17 protein-coding genes are annotated in these 15,709 nt (G+C 68.8%); 9 read left to right on the forward strand and 8 right to left on the reverse strand.

Annotated elements, in window-relative coordinates:
• The first annotated feature begins 132 nt into the window (after window positions 1–132).
• Window positions 133–756, forward strand: coding sequence for a DUF2242 domain-containing protein (locus tag G3W89_RS02675; protein ID WP_232076284.1), 624 nt, complete (start codon window positions 133–135; stop codon window positions 754–756).
• Between the two features lie 8 nt (window positions 757–764).
• Here G3W89_RS02675 and G3W89_RS02680 read toward each other — a convergent pair whose 3' ends face one another.
• Window positions 765–992, reverse strand: coding sequence for a hypothetical protein (locus G3W89_RS02680; protein WP_162572651.1), 228 nt, complete (start codon window positions 990–992; stop codon window positions 765–767).
• 297 nt (window positions 993–1,289) lie between these two features.
• On the opposite strand from G3W89_RS02680, the gene G3W89_RS02685 reads away from it, so the two are divergent.
• Window positions 1,290–1,490: a hypothetical protein gene (locus G3W89_RS02685; protein ID WP_162572652.1), complete on the forward strand. Its 201-nt coding sequence runs from the start codon at window positions 1,290–1,292 to the stop codon at window positions 1,488–1,490.
• 9 nt (window positions 1,491–1,499) lie between these two features.
• On the opposite strand, the gene rocF is transcribed toward G3W89_RS02685, so the two are convergent.
• The 6 genes from rocF to senA form a co-directional block, all read right to left on the reverse strand.
• A complete protein-coding gene (rocF, locus tag G3W89_RS02690) occupies window positions 1,500–2,417 on the reverse strand; it encodes an arginase (RefSeq protein ID WP_162572653.1) in 918 nt (305 codons plus the stop codon).
• Window positions 2,418–2,447: 30 nt separating this feature from the next.
• Window positions 2,448–3,203, reverse strand: a complete 756-nt coding sequence (gene phnE / locus G3W89_RS02695) for a phosphonate ABC transporter, permease protein PhnE (RefSeq protein ID WP_162577293.1) — start codon at window positions 3,201–3,203, stop codon at window positions 2,448–2,450.
• Window positions 3,204–3,300: 97 nt separating this feature from the next.
• Window positions 3,301–4,137, reverse strand: a complete 837-nt coding sequence (locus G3W89_RS02700) for a PhnE/PtxC family ABC transporter permease (RefSeq protein WP_162572654.1) — start codon at window positions 4,135–4,137, stop codon at window positions 3,301–3,303.
• Window positions 4,134–4,964 carry a phosphonate ABC transporter ATP-binding protein gene (locus tag G3W89_RS02705; RefSeq protein WP_162572655.1) on the reverse strand — a complete coding sequence of 277 codons (831 nt, stop codon included), beginning with the start codon at window positions 4,962–4,964 and terminating at the stop codon, window positions 4,134–4,136. The genes G3W89_RS02700 and G3W89_RS02705 overlap by 4 nt, the downstream gene beginning before the upstream one ends.
• A gap of 13 nt (window positions 4,965–4,977) precedes the next feature.
• Window positions 4,978–5,844, reverse strand: a complete 867-nt coding sequence (locus G3W89_RS02710; RefSeq protein ID WP_162572656.1) for a putative selenate ABC transporter substrate-binding protein — start codon at window positions 5,842–5,844, stop codon at window positions 4,978–4,980.
• 33 nt (window positions 5,845–5,877) lie between these two features.
• Window positions 5,878–7,104 carry a selenoneine synthase SenA gene (gene senA / locus G3W89_RS02715; protein ID WP_162572657.1) on the reverse strand — a complete coding sequence of 409 codons (1,227 nt, stop codon included), beginning with the start codon at window positions 7,102–7,104 and terminating at the stop codon, window positions 5,878–5,880.
• Between senA and senB the strand changes: the two genes are divergently transcribed.
• From senB to G3W89_RS02750, 7 genes are all read left to right on the forward strand, one after another.
• Window positions 7,097–8,059, forward strand: coding sequence for a selenoneine biosynthesis selenosugar synthase SenB (gene senB / locus G3W89_RS02720; protein ID WP_162572658.1), 963 nt, complete (start codon window positions 7,097–7,099; stop codon window positions 8,057–8,059). The genes senA and senB overlap by 8 nt on opposite strands.
• Window positions 8,060–8,086: 27 nt before the next feature.
• Window positions 8,087–9,148, forward strand: a complete 1,062-nt coding sequence (gene selD, locus G3W89_RS02725) for a selenide, water dikinase SelD (RefSeq protein WP_162572659.1) — start codon at window positions 8,087–8,089, stop codon at window positions 9,146–9,148.
• 166 nt (window positions 9,149–9,314) lie between these two features.
• Window positions 9,315–9,866, forward strand: a complete 552-nt coding sequence (locus G3W89_RS02730) for a hypothetical protein (protein ID WP_162572660.1) — start codon at window positions 9,315–9,317, stop codon at window positions 9,864–9,866.
• A 61-nt stretch (window positions 9,867–9,927) separates the two neighbouring features.
• Window positions 9,928–10,398 carry a phasin family protein gene (locus G3W89_RS02735; RefSeq protein WP_162572661.1) on the forward strand — a complete coding sequence of 157 codons (471 nt, stop codon included), beginning with the start codon at window positions 9,928–9,930 and terminating at the stop codon, window positions 10,396–10,398.
• A 16-nt stretch (window positions 10,399–10,414) separates the two neighbouring features.
• Window positions 10,415–11,047, forward strand: coding sequence for a TetR/AcrR family transcriptional regulator (locus G3W89_RS02740; RefSeq protein WP_162572662.1), 633 nt, complete (start codon window positions 10,415–10,417; stop codon window positions 11,045–11,047).
• 67 nt (window positions 11,048–11,114) lie between these two features.
• Window positions 11,115–11,888, forward strand: a complete 774-nt coding sequence (locus G3W89_RS02745) for an esterase/lipase family protein (protein ID WP_197893520.1) — start codon at window positions 11,115–11,117, stop codon at window positions 11,886–11,888.
• 162 nt (window positions 11,889–12,050) lie between these two features.
• Entirely contained in the window at window positions 12,051–12,434 is a 384-nt protein-coding gene (locus tag G3W89_RS02750; protein ID WP_162572663.1) for a RidA family protein, read from the forward strand.
• Window positions 12,435–12,446: 12 nt separating this feature from the next.
• Here G3W89_RS02750 and G3W89_RS02755 read toward each other — a convergent pair whose 3' ends face one another.
• A complete protein-coding gene (locus G3W89_RS02755) occupies window positions 12,447–15,668 on the reverse strand; it encodes a bifunctional cytochrome P450/NADPH--P450 reductase (protein WP_162572664.1) in 3,222 nt (1,073 codons plus the stop codon).
• Window positions 15,669–15,709: the final 41 nt, after the last annotated feature.

Consider the following 15,709-nt stretch of genomic DNA (forward strand, 5'->3'; position numbering starts at 1 on the left):
GCCGGACATCCAGGCTGCGAACGTCGCAAGAAGTCGGGGAACGCGGCGCGGCCCCCCGCATCGAATCGGGACTGCGAAAAGGCGGCGGGGTGCCGCTAGCATTCCATGCCCCGATATCGGCTTCTGTTCTCCATGCGTCCTCTCTTATCCCGCTCAGCCCTCGCGCTGCTGTTCACGCTCGTTCTCGCGGGCTGCAGCATCACTTCCCCCAAGCAGGTCTCCTACGACCCCGAGGAATTCGATTCGACCACCACCCACACGCGCAGCTTTCGCGCATCTCAGGCCGACACCTGCGAGGCGGCGCGACGGGCGCTGCTGAGCCAGGGCTACCTGGTGACGGCGGCCAACGGCGACCTCGTGGCCGGCCGCAAGAGCTTCCAGCCTGCCAGCGAGGTTCATGTGGAAGTCGAACTGCGCGTGGTCTGCGCGCGCGACAGCGGGGGCGTGAGCACCATCGCCTTCGCCAGCGCACTGCAGGACCGCTACGGCCTCAAGAAGGTCAACAACTCGGCGAGCGTCGGCGTCGGCGCGCTCGGTTCGCTGTCGCTGCCCTTCTCATCGAGCGATGACGCGCTGGTCAAGGTTGCCAGCGAGACGCTGACCGACGAGCGCTTCTACGATCGCTTCTTCGCCCTGATCGACCGCTTCCTCGTGCCCGAGGCGGTGCAGAGCACGCCCATCGCACCGCCCGCGTTGCCGGCGCCGAGCACCGATACGCCGCTGCGTCCGGTGCCGCTGTCGCCCTCGCGGGGCTGAGCCTCGGGTCAGATCGACACGGAGCGCGCCGCGTGGGCCGGCAGGCCGGTCAGGCCGCAGAGGCGTTGCAGCACGCCATAACCCTGCGCGAGCGCGGCGGCATAAGTCGCGAAGGGGCGCTCGGCGCGCTGCATCGCCTCGAAGCGGCCGTCGTGGCGCACGTCCTCGTGGATCACCCAGTAGTAGGAACCGTCGAACGGTTGTTCCACCAGCAACCCGATCTTTCTCACATCCATGTCCTGCTCCTCGCTCTTGATATTGAGTACCAAAGAATGTAAGACTATGTGACTACTTTCGAGCGCTTAAAAGTTCACGGTTCATCTTCTTTTGCGGTCGCCACGAGCTCGTTTTCGCGGGGTTCTCAGAAGCGCCGAGGCTTCGAACGTCGAACCAGAGGAATTCAAAGGTTCTACATTCTCAGGAGTTCGTGATGTTGCGTTTGGCTTTTCGTACTCTTTGGTGAACTATTCACTGCGGCTGCGTGAGAGGGACCGGTACGCTTCGCCCATCTTGTTCGTCGATGGAGATTTCGCGTGATGTCCTCCTGCCATCCAAAGCGCACTTTTGAAGAGTGGGCCCGGTCCCTTGAAGAGAGCGATGCGGGCACGCTGCCCGAGACCGGCCAGCCGCTGGTCTCGTCCACCGAGTGGGCGAGGCTGGAGGACGTGGCCGTGCGGCGCAGCCTCGGCCTTTCGGTGCGCGTGTTCCCCAGCGTGTTCGCGCGCCTGATTTGACGACGCGCTTCAGCGCACCAGCGTCGACTTGCCGAACAGGCTCTCGATGAGTTCCACCGCCACTTCCGCCGTGCGGTTGCGCACATCCAGCGCGGGATTGAGCTCGACGACATCGAGCGAGGCGAGCCGGCCGGTGTCGGCGATCATTTCCACACACAGCTGCATCTCGCGCCAGGTCGGGCCGCCACGCACGCCGGTGCCCACGCCCGGCGCGTAGTCCGGGTCCAGGCAATCGAGGTCGAAGCTCACGTGCAGGTGAGTGTCCTCGTCGATGTCCTGCAGCGCCTCGGTCATGGTGGTGCGCATGCCGTGCTCGTCGATGTGGCGCATGTCGAAGACATTGAGGCCGAGCGCGCGGATCGCCGCCTTCTCCTCCGCGTCGACGCTGCGGATGCCGATGAAGCGGATCGCATCGTGCTCCAGCGCCGCGGATTCGCCGCTCCAGCCGGTCAGCGCTTGCGGTCCGTGCCCGAGCAGGCAGGCGACCGGCATGCCGTGGATGTTGCCGCTGGGGCTGGTGCGCTCGGTGTTGACGTCGGAATGCGCATCCAGCCACAGCACGCGCAGCTTCTTGCCGCGGCGGCGCGCATGCCATGCAATGGCGCTGATCGAGCCGATCGCGAGGCAGTGGTCGCCGCCCATCAGGAGCGGCAGGTGGCCAGCGCCGAGCGCGCCGTCCACGGCGTCGTACACGGCGCGGTTCCAGCTCACCACTTCGTCCAGGTGCCGCAGCCCGTTGGCCGGATCGGCCCAAGGCGTCGCGGGGCCGGCGAGGTTGCCGCGGTCCACGATTTCGAAGCCCAGGCGCGAGAGCGTGCCGGCGATGTCCGCCACGCGCAGCGCGTCCGGCCCCATGCCGGCGCCGCGCACGCTGGCGCCGATGTCCGTGGGAGCGCCGATCAGTTCGACCGTGGTGAAGGTGTTCATGGGCGAATCTCCGGAAGTGTCATCTTCCTTTCAGGCATGGGCGGGCGCCAGGCCGCGCCGAAGGAGGGCGCTCGCCGTGTCCACGATGAAGACCAGCACGAACATGGCGCCGATCACGGTCGCCGACTGCGCCTGCTGGAACAGCGAAAGGTGAAAGTACAGCATCTGCCCGAGCCCGCCGGCACCGACGAAGCCGAGCACGGCGGCCATGCGGATATTCATTTCCCAACGGTACAGCGCATAGGCCAGCCATTGGGGCCATGCCATCGGCAAGCTGCCGTAGGCGAAGGCCGCGACCGCGCCGCTGCCGGCGTCGCGCAGCGCGCGCTCCGGCGCGGGCGGCACGTTCTCCAGCGTCTCGCCGAATAGCCGGCCGAACACGCCGCTGGTGTGCAGTGCCAGGGCCAGCACGCCGGCGAACGGACCCAGCCCGGCCGCCAGCACCATCAGCGCGGCCCACACCAGCTCGGGCACGCTGCGCAGCAGGTTCAGCACGAAGCGCGAAGCTTGGCGAAGTGCCGGGCCGAAGCGGCCCGATGCAGGCAGCGCCAGCGCGGCGCCGCCCAGCATCGCGAGCAGCGTGCCCAGCGCCGAGACCGCCAGCGTCTGCAGCGCGCCCCAGGCTGTCTTGGCGAGGAAGGCGGGCGACAGGTCGGGCGGAAAGAATTCGGCCACGAACTTCGCCATGGAAACCAGCGACTCGCGTGCCACGAGCGCGCGGAAGTCGATGCCCAGGTAGAGGAAGCTGGCGATCACCGCGGCCAGCACTGCGACGGTTGCCAGCATGCAGCCGAGGCAGGGCCCGGCGGCGCGGGCACGTTCGGCGGCCGTGGGACGAATCGAATTCACTGGAGTACCTTCGCCATCGGAACGGCCGTGCGGCTCATGCAAGCCACTTTCGCAAGCCCGCGCTCAAGGCGTCGGCCATCAGCACCAGCAGCAGGAACACGATCAGGATGCTGCAGGCCTCGCCGCCGTTGAGCATTTTCATGGACTGGTCCATCAGCTGGCCCAGGCCGCCGGCACCGACGAAGCCCATCACCACCGAGGCGCGCACTGCGCATTCCCAGCGGTAGACGGTGTAGGAAGCCAGCTCCTGCGCCGCGCCCGGCAGCAGCCCGTAGAACAGCGCGGCGATGCGCCCGCTGCCGGCTTCGAGCAGTGCACGGGCGGGCCGCGTGTCGCCCGATTCGAGAATCTCCGCGTAGACCTTGCCGAGCATGCCGCCGTAGGTGATCGCCAGCGCCAGCACGCCTGCCGCCGGGCCCAGGCCGAAGGCTCGCACCAGCAGCAGCGCCCACACCAGTTCCGGAATCGCGCGCAGCACGGTGAGCAGGCCGCGCGCCACCGTCCGGATGCCCGCGCCGCGCCATCGCCCGGTGCCGGGCCCGATGCGCGAGATCGACAGCGAGCGCGTCACCACGCAGGCCAGCGGCACTGCCAGCAGGAAGGCGAGTGCGATGCCCGCGGTCGCCATCGCGAGGGTTTCCAGTGTCGCGCGCGCCAGCAGGCCGAGAAAATCCGCGTTCAGGGCGGGCGGCAGGAAGCCGGCCAGGAAGGTGCCCATCACGCGCAATGTGCCGGGCGCGAGCAGCGCCTGCGGCTTGAACTCGGCGATCACCAGCATCGGCCACAGCATCACCATCGCAAGCAGCAGCGCGGCCAGCCGCCCGCGCGCAAGTGGGTCGCGCAAGGCCGGCGGGTGCTGCACCGCGTTCATCGGCAGAGACCCGGCAGCACCTGCGCGCGACGCTCCTCGAGCAAGAAGTCCGGCGCCTGGGTCGGCAGCGCGCTGCCCTCGGTTGCATAGAGCTCCTGCAGCATCGTGCGGCTGACGGCGGCGGCCGGCGCATCGAAGACCACCACGCCGGCACGCAGGCCGACGATGCGGTCGAACCACTTCAGCGCCAGGTCCACCGCGTGCAGCGAAGCGACCAGCGTGGCACCGGTGGACCGGCTCTGCGCGATCAGCTCGCCCACCGCCAGGTCGGCCAGCGCGGGGTCGAGCGCCGACACCGGCTCGTCGGCCAGCAGCAGTTCGGGCGCCTGGTAGAGCACGCGCGCCATGCCGACGCGCTGCAGCTGGCCGCCGGAAAGCCGGTCGCAGCGGTCGAACAGCCGGTCCGCCAGGTCCAGCCGGGCCAGCGCGGCCTGCGCGCCGGCGATGTCGCCCGGCACCATCAGCGAGGCCAGGGCGTGCGCGCCCGACCAGGCGCCCAGCCGGCCGGCCAGCACCGCCGTGATCACGCGCAGCCGAGGCGGGATCGGCGGCACCTGGTGGATCAGCCCGATGCGCGCGCGCAGCGCCTTCAGTGGGCGGGCGCGCAACTGCCACGGCCGCTCGCCCAGCAGCTCGACGCGCCCCTCGCCGGCGCGCAGCGCGCAAGCGGCGATGCGCAGCAGGCTGGTCTTGCCGGCTCCCGAAGGACCGATGATGGCTACCCGCGCTCCCCGCGGCACCCGGAGCGTCACGCCCTGCAGTGCGCGCTGCCCGTTGGCATGGACCAGGCCGACGTCCTCCAGCGTGAGCGCGGCTTCGGCAGTCAACGGCGCGGCCCGCCTACTTGATGAGCCCGGCCGAGCGGGCCGCCGACTCGATGCTGTCGTAGTTCGAGGCCTTCGTCGGGATGAACTTCGAGGCGCGCTGCAGCGCGAGGATCTCGCGGTGCGCGGGGTTGCCCGCATCCAGCTTGAGGAAGGCCTCGGTGAGCTTCTTTTGAACAGCGGGATCGAGGCCGGGCCTCGCCGTCCAGTTGTAGTCGTAATAGGGCGCGGTGGTGGCCAGCACCCGCACCTTGGAAGCGTTCGGGTTCTTCGCCTCGACCAGCTTGTCCCAGACCGAGGCGTTGAGCACGCCGGCCTCGGCCCGGCCCGCCGCCACGAAGGCCACCGTGGCGTCGTGCGCACCCGAGTAGGCGACGGTCTTGAAATCTTTTTCAGGATCGATGCCGGCCTGCAGCAGGAAGTGGCGCGGCATCAGGCTGCCCGAGGTGGAAGAGGGGGCCCCGAAGGTGAAGGTCGCGCCCTTCAGATCGGCCAGGGTCTTCGCCTTGCTGTCGACCGGCACGATGAACTTGCTGGTGAAGACCTCGTCCTCGGCGCGCTGCACCAGCGGCACCACGCCACCTTGCGTGCGCAGCCTCGCCTGCACGAAGGTGAAGCCGCCGAGCCAGGCCAGGTCGATCTTGTTGCCGGCCAGGCCCTCGACCACGGCGGCATAGTCGGTGACCGGCGTGAACTGCACGTCGAGGCCGGTCTCCTTCTTCAGGTACTCGCCCAGCGGCTTGAACTTGCGCTGCAGCTCGGTCGGCGCCTCATCGGGGATGGCCGAGACGCGCAGCGTGGTTGGGGTCTGCGCATGGACCGACAGGCCGGCGGCCAGCCCGAGCAGGCACAAGAGGAGGGTCTGGAGGAAGTGTCGTTTCATGAATGGCGTCGCGGATGGGAAGAGGTCCGCAGTTTAAGGAGCCGCGGTCCTGAACCCGGCGAACACATCATTGCGGCCGGGCTGGAAGAAGTTGCGGTAACGCAGGTCGTGCAGCCGCGCATGCGTGGCGAAGGCGCCGCCGCGCAGTTCCCGGTGGTCACCGAACCATGGGGCGGAATAGTCGCGGTAAGGGCCGGGCGCGAAGCCCGGATAAGGCGCGAAGGTGCTGGCGGTCCATTCCCACACGCCGTGGCCCCAGGCGAAGCCGGGCTGCGTGGCGGCCGCATGCTCCCATTCGGCGGCCGTGGGCAGGCGGCGGCCGGCCCAGCGCGCATAGGCCTCGGCTTCCCAGGCGCTCACATGGATCACCGGCTGCGCGGGGTCGAGCGGCAGCCAGCGTTCGAACCAGCGCGCCTCCCATTGCTGCGAGACGCGGGAGACGCGCCGCCAACGCGCAGGGTGGCTGCGGGACTGCATCGCTCGCCAGCGCCCACCCTCCCCGGGCCAGAAGCTCGGATCGTCGTACCCGCCGGCTTCCACGAAGCGCAGGTAGCGGCCCGCCGTGACCGGCGTGGCGTCGATCTCGTAGCCCGGCAGGCTGACCGTGTGCTCGCCGAGTTCGTTGTCGAAGGCGAAGCCGCCGCGCGCCGCGGGCCAGCCGATGCGGGCCTGCGAGGCGGGCACTTCGATCGCGGGCGCATCGGCCAGCCGCGGCAGCGCGGCGAGCCCGTCGGGCGCGGGGTAGCCCAGCGTCGCGCGCAGCCAGGCGAAAGCCTCGGCGTGCATGTCCTCGTGGAAAAGCGCCAGTCGATGGAAATAGAGGGCCTCGTCGCTGCCTTCGCAGGTAGCGAGCGCGGCGAGGCAGGCGTCGAGCTGGGCATCGAGGCGCGCGTCGATCTGCTCGCGTGTCGGCAGCCGCGCGGACCAGCGGGCGATATGGGCCAGCCGCGACGAGTCGAACAGGGCGTCGGGCCCCGCGATGCGCGCCGGCGCACCGGGCTGCACATGACCGAGCGCGTCGACCGCGTGCGGGCCGCGCAGCACCCAGAACTCACCGAACCAGGCGAGGTGCGACAACTCCCACGCGACGAGGTTCACGCCGGCTTGGCGCGGCATCCGCCATTGCATGTCGCTCAGGTCGAAGGTCCAGGCGCGCGTGCGCGCGCGGCATTCGCGCAGTGCGGCTGCGAGCGAGTCGCCGGCGAGGGTGCGCGCCTCAGCCATGCCGACCTTGCCCTGCCAGAATCGACCGATGAGCAAGAAGCCGCGGGTGCTGATCGTCTCGCCCGCGCTGGCGGATGCGAACAATGGCAACTGGCGTACCGCTTCGCGCTGGGCCTCGTTTCTCTCGGGCGTGGCCGAGGTCGAGATCGCGCGGTCCTGGAACGGCACGGCCTGCGACGCCATGATCGCCCTGCATGCCCGCCGCTCCGCCGAGGCCATCTCGCAGCTGCGCGCGGCGCGGCCGGGCTGCCCGATCGCGCTGGTCCTGACCGGCACCGACGTGTATCGCGACATCGAAGAGAACGAGGCTGCCCGGCATTCGCTGCAGTGTGCCAGCCAACTGGTGGTGCTGCAGCCTGATGCGCTCGATCGCCTCGGCGCGGCCGAGCGCGCGAAGTGCCGGGTCATCCTGCAGTCGGCCGCCCGGCTGCGCCGCGGCGCAGCGGTTCGCAGCTTCAACCTGGTTGCGGTCGGGCATCTGCGCGACGAGAAGGACCCGCTCACCCTGATGGCCGCCGCGCGCCGCTTGCCCGCGACAACGCCGATCCGCATCGTCCACATCGGCGACGCGCTCGCGCCTGAGCTCGGCGATGCGGCGCGCCGCACGATGGCCGAGTGTCCGAACTACTGCTGGTTCGGCGGGCTCCCGCCCGACGCGACGCGGCGCTGGATCGCGCGCGGCCGGGCGTTGGTGCACATGAGCCGGATGGAGGGCGGCGCGCAGGTCGTGATCGAGGCCGTGCGCTCGGGCGTGCCGGTGCTGGCCAGCCGCATCGGCGGCAATCTGGGGCTGCTGGGCGCGGACTACGAGGGCTGCTTTCCGGCCGGCGACGCCGCGGCGCTGGCGGCGCTGATGGAACGCTTCGCGGCCGAACCCGCCTTCGCGGCGCGCCTGGCAGCGCAGTGCGCGCTGCGCGAGCCGCTGTTCACCCCGGTGGCCGAACGTGAATGCGTGCGGCGCCTGCTGCGCGATCTGCTCGCGCCACCATAATTGGCCAGACCTCGAAAGCGAGACACCATGAACGATCGAATCACCGCCCCGGCCATCCGCCTCACCAGCTTTTCTCACGGAGGCGGCTGCGGCTGCAAGATCGCGCCGGGCGTGCTGTCGGAAATCCTGCGAAACAGCGGCAGCGGCATCATCCCGCCCGAGCTGCTGGTCGGCATCGAGACCGCCGACGACGCCGCGGTGTACCAGCTCAACGACGAGCAGGCGCTGATCGCCACCACCGATTTCTTCATGCCGATCGTCGACGACCCCTACGACTTCGGCCGCATCGCCGCGACGAACGCCATCAGCGATGTCTACGCCATGGGCGGCACGCCGATCATGGCGCTGGCGCTGGTCGCGATGCCGGTCAACCAGTTGCCGCTGGAGGTCATCGGCGAGGTGGTGCGCGGCGGCCAGGCGGTGTGCCGCGAAGCCGGCATCCCGATCGCGGGCGGTCACACGATCGACTCGGTCGAGCCGATCTACGGGCTGGTCGTCATGGGGCTGGTGCACCCGAAACGCCTCAAGCGCAATGCCGATGCGAAGGCGGGCGACGTGCTGGTGCTCGGCAAGCCGTTGGGCGTGGGCGTGCTGTCGGCTGCGCTCAAGAAAGAGAAGCTCGACGCGGAGGGCTATGCGCAGCTGGTTGCCAACACCACGCGGCTCAACAAGCCGGGCATCGCATTGGCCGCGCTCGAGGGCGTGCATGCGCTGACCGACGTGACCGGCTTCGGCCTGGCCGGCCACATGCTCGAAATGGCCCGCGGCGCCGGACTGCGGGCGGTGATCGACTGGCCGCTGGTGCCGCTGCTGCCCCGTGTCGCCGAGATGGCGGCCGACGGCTTCGTCACCGGCGCCTCGGGCCGCAACTGGGCCGGCTATGGCGCCGAGGTGCAGCTCGATGCCGCGCTGCCGCCGGTCGCGCAGGATCTGCTGAGCGACCCGCAGACCTCGGGCGGGCTGCTCGTGAGCTGCGCACCTGACAGCGTGGCGCAGGTGCTGGCGTTGTTCCACGAACAAGGCTTCGACGCCGCCTGTGCGATCGGCCGCATGGAGGCTGGGCCCGCCGGTCTGCGCGTCAACGCGTAGCGAACTTCGAAGAAATTGGGGCAGTTGGCCTAACTATCCGACGCTTCTAGTTTTCAAGGCCTAGGGCTTTGCGAAGAAGATGCGGCCATCGCGTCGGAAACATGACGCGAGCGATGACGGGATGGTTCCCGGCGTCATGTTCTCATCCCACTTCAAGGAAATCGTCATGTCCACGCAAAACTTCTCCAGCGCCGCCGTCCACGTGGTTGGCCAGTACAACGAGGCCGGCAAGACCCTCATCGGCGCCTATCGCGCCGGCGCTCATCGCCTGCTGAACGGCGCCGCTTCGCGCTCCAGCGAATTCCTCAATGCCCGCCAGCTGCCGCTGGTGAGCGAGACCTTGAAGGCCCGCCTGATCGGCGCGCAGGAGAAGGTCAACGGCTTCCTGGCCAACCGGCTCGACATCGACACGGGTCGCGTGGTCGCGGTGCTGGATCGCATCGCCGGCACGACCACGAGCGGTATCGAATCGGCCGCCAACGCCGCTGCCCGCATCGAGTCGCCCTTGGGCGGCTCGGTGCTGCAGGCGCTGGGCAACCTGCACCAGCCGATCGCCGCTGTCTCGGTGCAGATCGCTGACCGCATCGCCGCCGGCGCCAAGCAGATCGAGAGTCGCGTGGCAGGTACCTCCGACGAAGCTGCGCCGGTCAAGACCATGAAGACCAAAGCCCGCACGGCCGTGCGCCGCCCGGTGCGCACCGCCCGCAAGGCCGCCTGAGCGCAAGCGCTACGGCGCGCCGGCCGGCCCTCTTTCCGATCGACCTGTCCTGGAGCAACGCATGGCAACTCGCCGCGATGAAACTGTCAGCCTGAAGAAGAAGGCGTCCATCGCCGGCAAGAAGGCCGTGGTTGCCAGGAAGACGGCGGCGCCGCGCAAGAAGGCGGCGCCGGCGAAGAAACTGGTGCCCGCCAGGAAGGCAGCGCAAGACAACAAGCAGCCAGGCGCACAAGGCCTGCTGCGAGCCGGGCTCAAGGCCTTGGGCAACGTGCGTGACGACGTGGTCAAGCGCCAGACCAACGTCATCGAGAGTCTGCTCGGCATGGGCCAGGCCAAAGGCGACGGGACGCCGCGCGGCTTCGCGCTCGAAAGCTTCGGTATCCGCAAGTTCGAGGACGTGTTCGATCAGCGCGTCGCCACGGCCCTGCAGCGGCTGGGCATGCCAACGGCGCAGGAGGTCCAGGAACTTCGCGAGCAGATCAAGCGTCTGCTCGAACACCTGGAACGCATCGAGTCCGGCCGCAAACGCTGACAAGCCTGTCGAGACCGTGGCGAGTCCCACCACCCGCGAGCGCATCCTCGAGACCAGCCTGGCGCTGTTCAACGCGCAGGGGCTCGCCGCCGTGTCCACGCACCGCATCGCGGCCGAGCTGGAGATGAGCTCCGGCAACCTGCACTACCACTTCAAGGCGAAGCAGTTGATCGTCGATCGCCTGTTCCGGCGCTTCGAGGAGCGGCTCGAGCTGCTCAATGCTTCTTCGAATTCGGTGCGTGCCATCGACGACCTGTGGCTTGCGCTGCACCTGCGCTTCGAGGCCATCGACGCCTACCGCTTCGTCTACCGCGACATGGCCTTCCTGTCGGGCGAGTACCCGGCGCTGGGCCAGCGAGCACAGGCGCTGACCGCGCAGAACCTGCTGGCTGCGCAATCGCTGTGCGAGGCGCTCGTCGTCGCAGGGGTCATCGAGGCGACGGCCGAAGAGGCGCAGATGCTGGCCCTGCAGATGGTCTTCACCACCACCTGCTGGCTCTCCTTCGAGCGGCTCGTGCCGGGGCGCGATGCGCTGCGGCAGGCCGATCCCGGGCTTGCGGCCTTCTATACGCTGACGCTGGTTTCCCCGTATGTTTCCCGCGAATCGAGGGCTTATCTTGATTACCTGCGTGGCAAATACCTCGGATAACCCGCACAGTCCGGTACAAGAAGGAACCACGCGCGCGCGTGCGGTGACTCAGAACGAAGGAACATTCATGATGGCAGCCGCCGGTGAACCGATCAAACCCCCTTCGCGCCTGCTGCTGCTGGCCGAAGGGCGTGCCTTGTGGGAAGCCGGCGCCGCGCTGGCGCTGTGGCCGCTGCTGCAACTCACGCCGCGCGGCGATGGTCATCCCGTCCTGGTGCTGCCAGGGCTGGTGGCCAGCGACATGTCGACCAAGCTGCTGCGGCGCTATCTCGAAGGCCGCGGCTACGATGCCCAGGGCTGGGGACTGGGGCGCAACCTCGGCCCGAGGGAGGGCATCGAGGACGGCATGATCGCCAAGCTCGAGGCGCTGCACGCCGAAAGCGGCCGAAAGGTCAGCCTGGTGGGCTGGAGCCTGGGCGGCGTCTACGCGCGCCTGCTCGCCGCGCGCCATCCGCAATGGGTTCGCAGCGTCGTCACGCTGGGGAGCCCCTTCACCGGCAGTGCGCGGGCGACCCACGCGTGGCGAGTCTACGAAGGCGTGAGCGGCCAGAGCGCCGAGGACCCGCGGCGCATGAAGCACGTGCGCCCCACGCCGCCGGTGCCCACCACCTCCATCTTCAGCCGCAGCGATGGCGTGGTCGCCTGGCGCTGCAGCGTGGAGGAGCCGGGGCCGCAATCCGAGAACATCGAGGTGATCGCCAGTCACCTGGGACTGGGTGCGCATCCGGCCGTGCTCTATGCACTGGCAGACCGGCTGGCGCAGGCCGAAGGGCAGTGGAAGCCGTTCGATCGCAGGCTGTGGGGGCCGCTGGTCTACCCGGACCCGAGCCGGTCCGAGTAGGTTCTGCAGGCGCGGATTTCGGAGATCGACATCGAGATCCATGAGGACGAGTTCCAGTACTGGTGGCGAAAGTACGAGAGCCGGCGCAAGTCGAAGAAGTGAGATGGGAACGCGATGGTGCTGAGGGCCAGAATCGCATTTCCTCGACTTCGCAAGCCAACCATGACACGCAGACTCATCAGCTCCGGCTCGACCTTCGAGCAGGACATCGGCTATTCCCGCGCCGTGGTGGACGGCGAGTGGGTGTTCATCTCCGGCACCACCGGGTTCGACTACGCGGCCATGACCATTGCCGAGGGCGTGGTCGAGCAAGCCGAGCAATGCCTGCGCAACATCGGCGCGGCCCTGGCAGAGGCCGGCGCCTCCTTCGCCGATGTCGTGCGCGTCACCTACGTACTGCCCAGGGCGGACGACTTCCCCGCCTGCTGGCCGGTGCTGCGCCAGTACTTCGGAGAAACCAGGCCGGCCGCGATGATGATCTCTGCAGGTCTGGCAGACCCGCGGATGAAGATCGAGATCGAGGTCACTGCACGCAAGCGCGCCTGAAGCATCCGGGCCTCAGGTGCCGGCCCACACGTCCAGCACGTAGCGCCTGTCGGCGATCATCCGCTCCAGCCAGGCATCGCCGTCCTGCCCATGCTCGCGCGCGATGTCCGATAGCGCCCGCCGCACGTCGGGCTCCATGCGCGAGCCGTCGCCGCACACATAGACGATCGCGCCCTGCGTCAGCAGCCGCCAGACCTCGGCGCCCTGTTCGCGAATGCGATCCTGCACGTAGACCTTGCGCTCGCCCGCGCGCGAGAAGGCGGTAAAAAGCCGCACCACGCCGCGCTCGGCCCATCCGTTCAGTTCGTCGGCATAGATGAAATCCTGCTCCGGATGCCGGCAGCCGAAGAAGAGCAGCGCCTCGCCGGGTGCCGTGCCCTTGGCAATCTGCGCCTCGCGCTCTTGCAGGAAACCCCGAAAGGGCGCGAGGCCCGTGCCCGGCCCCACCATGATCAGCGGCCGCTGCAGGTCGTCGGGCAGCCGGAAGCCCTCCGCCGTTGTCTCGCGCACGACACCGTGGACCAGCTCGCCGGCCTCGGCGCGCGCCAGGTAGTTCGAGCACACGCCCTCGAACTTTCCCAGGCCCGAGCGCGCCGGCTCCGCCACCACCCCGACGGTGATGCTGCAGCGTCCGCCGTCGACCACTGGCGATGAGGAGATGGAGTAATAGCGAAGCGAGAGCGGCGACAGCATTTCCAGGAAGAGCGCGAAGGCCGGCTGGCAGGCCGGGAATTCCTCCAGCAGGTCGAGCACCGACTTGCGCTTGTGCAGCACCTCGCTCCTGTAGAGCGCAGCCGAGTCCTCGTCCGCGCCCGAAAGCGCCTCCAGCCTGGGCCGCGTGAAGGGGCATTGCGTGTGCGCTGCCAACTGGGCGATCTGCTTGCGCGTGGCCACGTCCTGCAGTTCGACGTAGTCGCCCAGCAGCCTGTCCACCGCGATCACCTCGTCCACCGGCAGCGCGGCCTTGCGCCCCGGCGCGGTCTGCAGTCGCACGTGGGCCTTGCGATCGAAGCCGAAGCGCGCCATGGCACGCTCCACCTGCGCCGCGCCGTTGCGTGGCACCACGCTCAGGTGGTCGCCGGCGCGGTAGCTCACGCCTTCGGGCAATTGCAGCTCGACGTGGCGTGTGGAACGGCCCTGCGAGGGATCGCCGCCGGTGCCTTGCAGCTCGCGGTTTTCGAGCACCCGCAGGCCCACTGCACCCAGTGCATCGAGCAGTGCGTTCTTTTGAGGCGGCGGCATCTCCTCCAGCGTATACAGCGGCTCGCTCTGCAAGGGCGCGGAGTCGGTGTCCTTGAGATCGAGGGCTTCCGCGAGCTGCGGCCACAGCGCATCGCTCCAGTCCTGGAAACTTCCGTCCATGTCCTCGCGCGCGTCGCCCTCGCCGCGCGCATGCACGCGGGTGGCGCCCAGCGCTCCGAGGCGCTCGTCGATCCGCCGCGGCACCGCCTGGTAGGTGGAGGCCCAATCGGTGTTGCCGCAGCCGAAGACACTGAAGCGCACGCCATTGAGCGAATCGTCCGCGGTGTCCAGCCAGCGATGGAACTCCGCCGCGTTGTCCGGCGCCGTGCCGTTGTAGGAAGCGCAGACGATGGCGACCGCGCCGCTCGCCGGCAGCCGCTCGGCATAGTCGTCCAGCGACGCGAGCTGGGTCGAGTAGCCGCGCAGCTCGCCGGCCTCGGCCAGCTGGCGCGCCAGGTCTTCCGCCGTGCCGAGGTTCGAGCCCTGCAGCACCAGCAGCGAGGTGCCGTGGCGCGCTGCTTGTGCCCTGTCCGCAGAAGGCCGCGGCGCCGCCGCCGGCGCGGGCTGCGATGCGGTGAAATCGCCGCGCGGGCGTGTTGCCGGATCGCGCGGCACGGCCCGAATCCTGAAGCCCTCGGGCTTGATGGTGAGCGCCTCGCGGATCTTCAGCTGGTAGCCGGTGTGGTCGACCAGGTCGAAGCGCTGCAGGATCATGCCCAGCGTGAGCACAGCCTCCTGCAGCGCGAACTGGCGCCCGATGCACGCGCGCTGCCCATTCCCGAACGGCTTGAAGGCGTTGACCGGGCGCTCCCGCTCGGCCTCGCGGCTGAAGTGGTCGGGGTTGAAGCGGTCCGCGTCCTCGCCCCACACCGCCTTGTCGCGGTGCAAGGCGAGCGCGTGCAGGATCACCATGTTGCGCCGCTTGATCGTGTACTGGCCGCCGATGGTCGTGTCCTCCTTCGCCGCCATCGCGACCGCGGGCGCGGTTGGAAACATGCGCAGCGATTCCTTGAGCACCTGCAGTACGTAGACCAGGCGATTGACCTGCGCGTAGGTCGGCTTCACCGATGGATCGGGGCCGAACACCTGGTCGACCTCGGCGCGCGCCTTGGCCATCGCCTCGGGGTTGTTGAGCAGGAAGTAGATCGCGAAGGACAGCAGTCCGCTGGTGGTCTCGTGGCCCGCGATCAGGAACTCGATGCATTCGTCGCGGATCTGCCGGTCGTCCAGCCGCTCGCCGGTCTTCTTGTCCACCCCGGCGATCATGTAGCTCAGCAGGTCCGGCTTGGTCGCGATGTCGGCGCCGCTCTGGCGCCGCTCCTGGATGATGTTCTCCACCATCGTGTGCATGAAGCGGATGTCCTTGCGCTGCTGCGCCAGCGGCTTCTTCAGCATCAGCTCCTCGAGCGGAATGCCGCGCCGGTTCTGCACCGTCTCCAGCGTGCGCACCATCGCGTCGACGAACGGGTGAAAGCCCTCGCGGTAGAAGGAGTTGAAGCGGTAGCCGAAGCCGCACAGGCCGATGGTGTCGAGCGTGAGCGCGGTCATGTCGCGCACCACGTCGACCTCTTCGTCGAAGTTCAGGCGCTCCCACTTGGTCACCAGCTGCTCGGCGATGTCGAGCATCATCGGGTGATAGGCCTGCATCGCGCGCTGGCTGAAATTGGCCAGCAGGATGTTGTGCGGCTTCGACCACGTCGATTCGTGGGTGTCGGAGGTGAAGAGGCCGTGCGAAAGCGCGCGCAGCCGGCGCAGCGTGCCCTTGGTGCTCTTGTCGAATCGCTTCTCGTCGCACAGCTCGTCGACCAGCGCGGCCGAGGAGACGACGATCACGGGCATGCCCGGCATGTCCAGCCAGTAGATCGGGCCCAGCTCCTGCGCGATCCTCCACATGTCGAGCACCGGCGACTCGGAGCCGATCGACAGGATGTTGCCGACGAAGGGCTTCCTCGCGGGGTGCGGAATCGGATGGAGCGGGTTCTTGCCTGCCATGGTGTTCTTCGACCTCCTCGTCAGCCCTTTGCGAGCGACAT

Source organism: Variovorax sp. PBL-H6, assembly GCF_901827155.1.
Taxonomy (GTDB): domain Bacteria; phylum Pseudomonadota; class Gammaproteobacteria; order Burkholderiales; family Burkholderiaceae_C; genus Variovorax.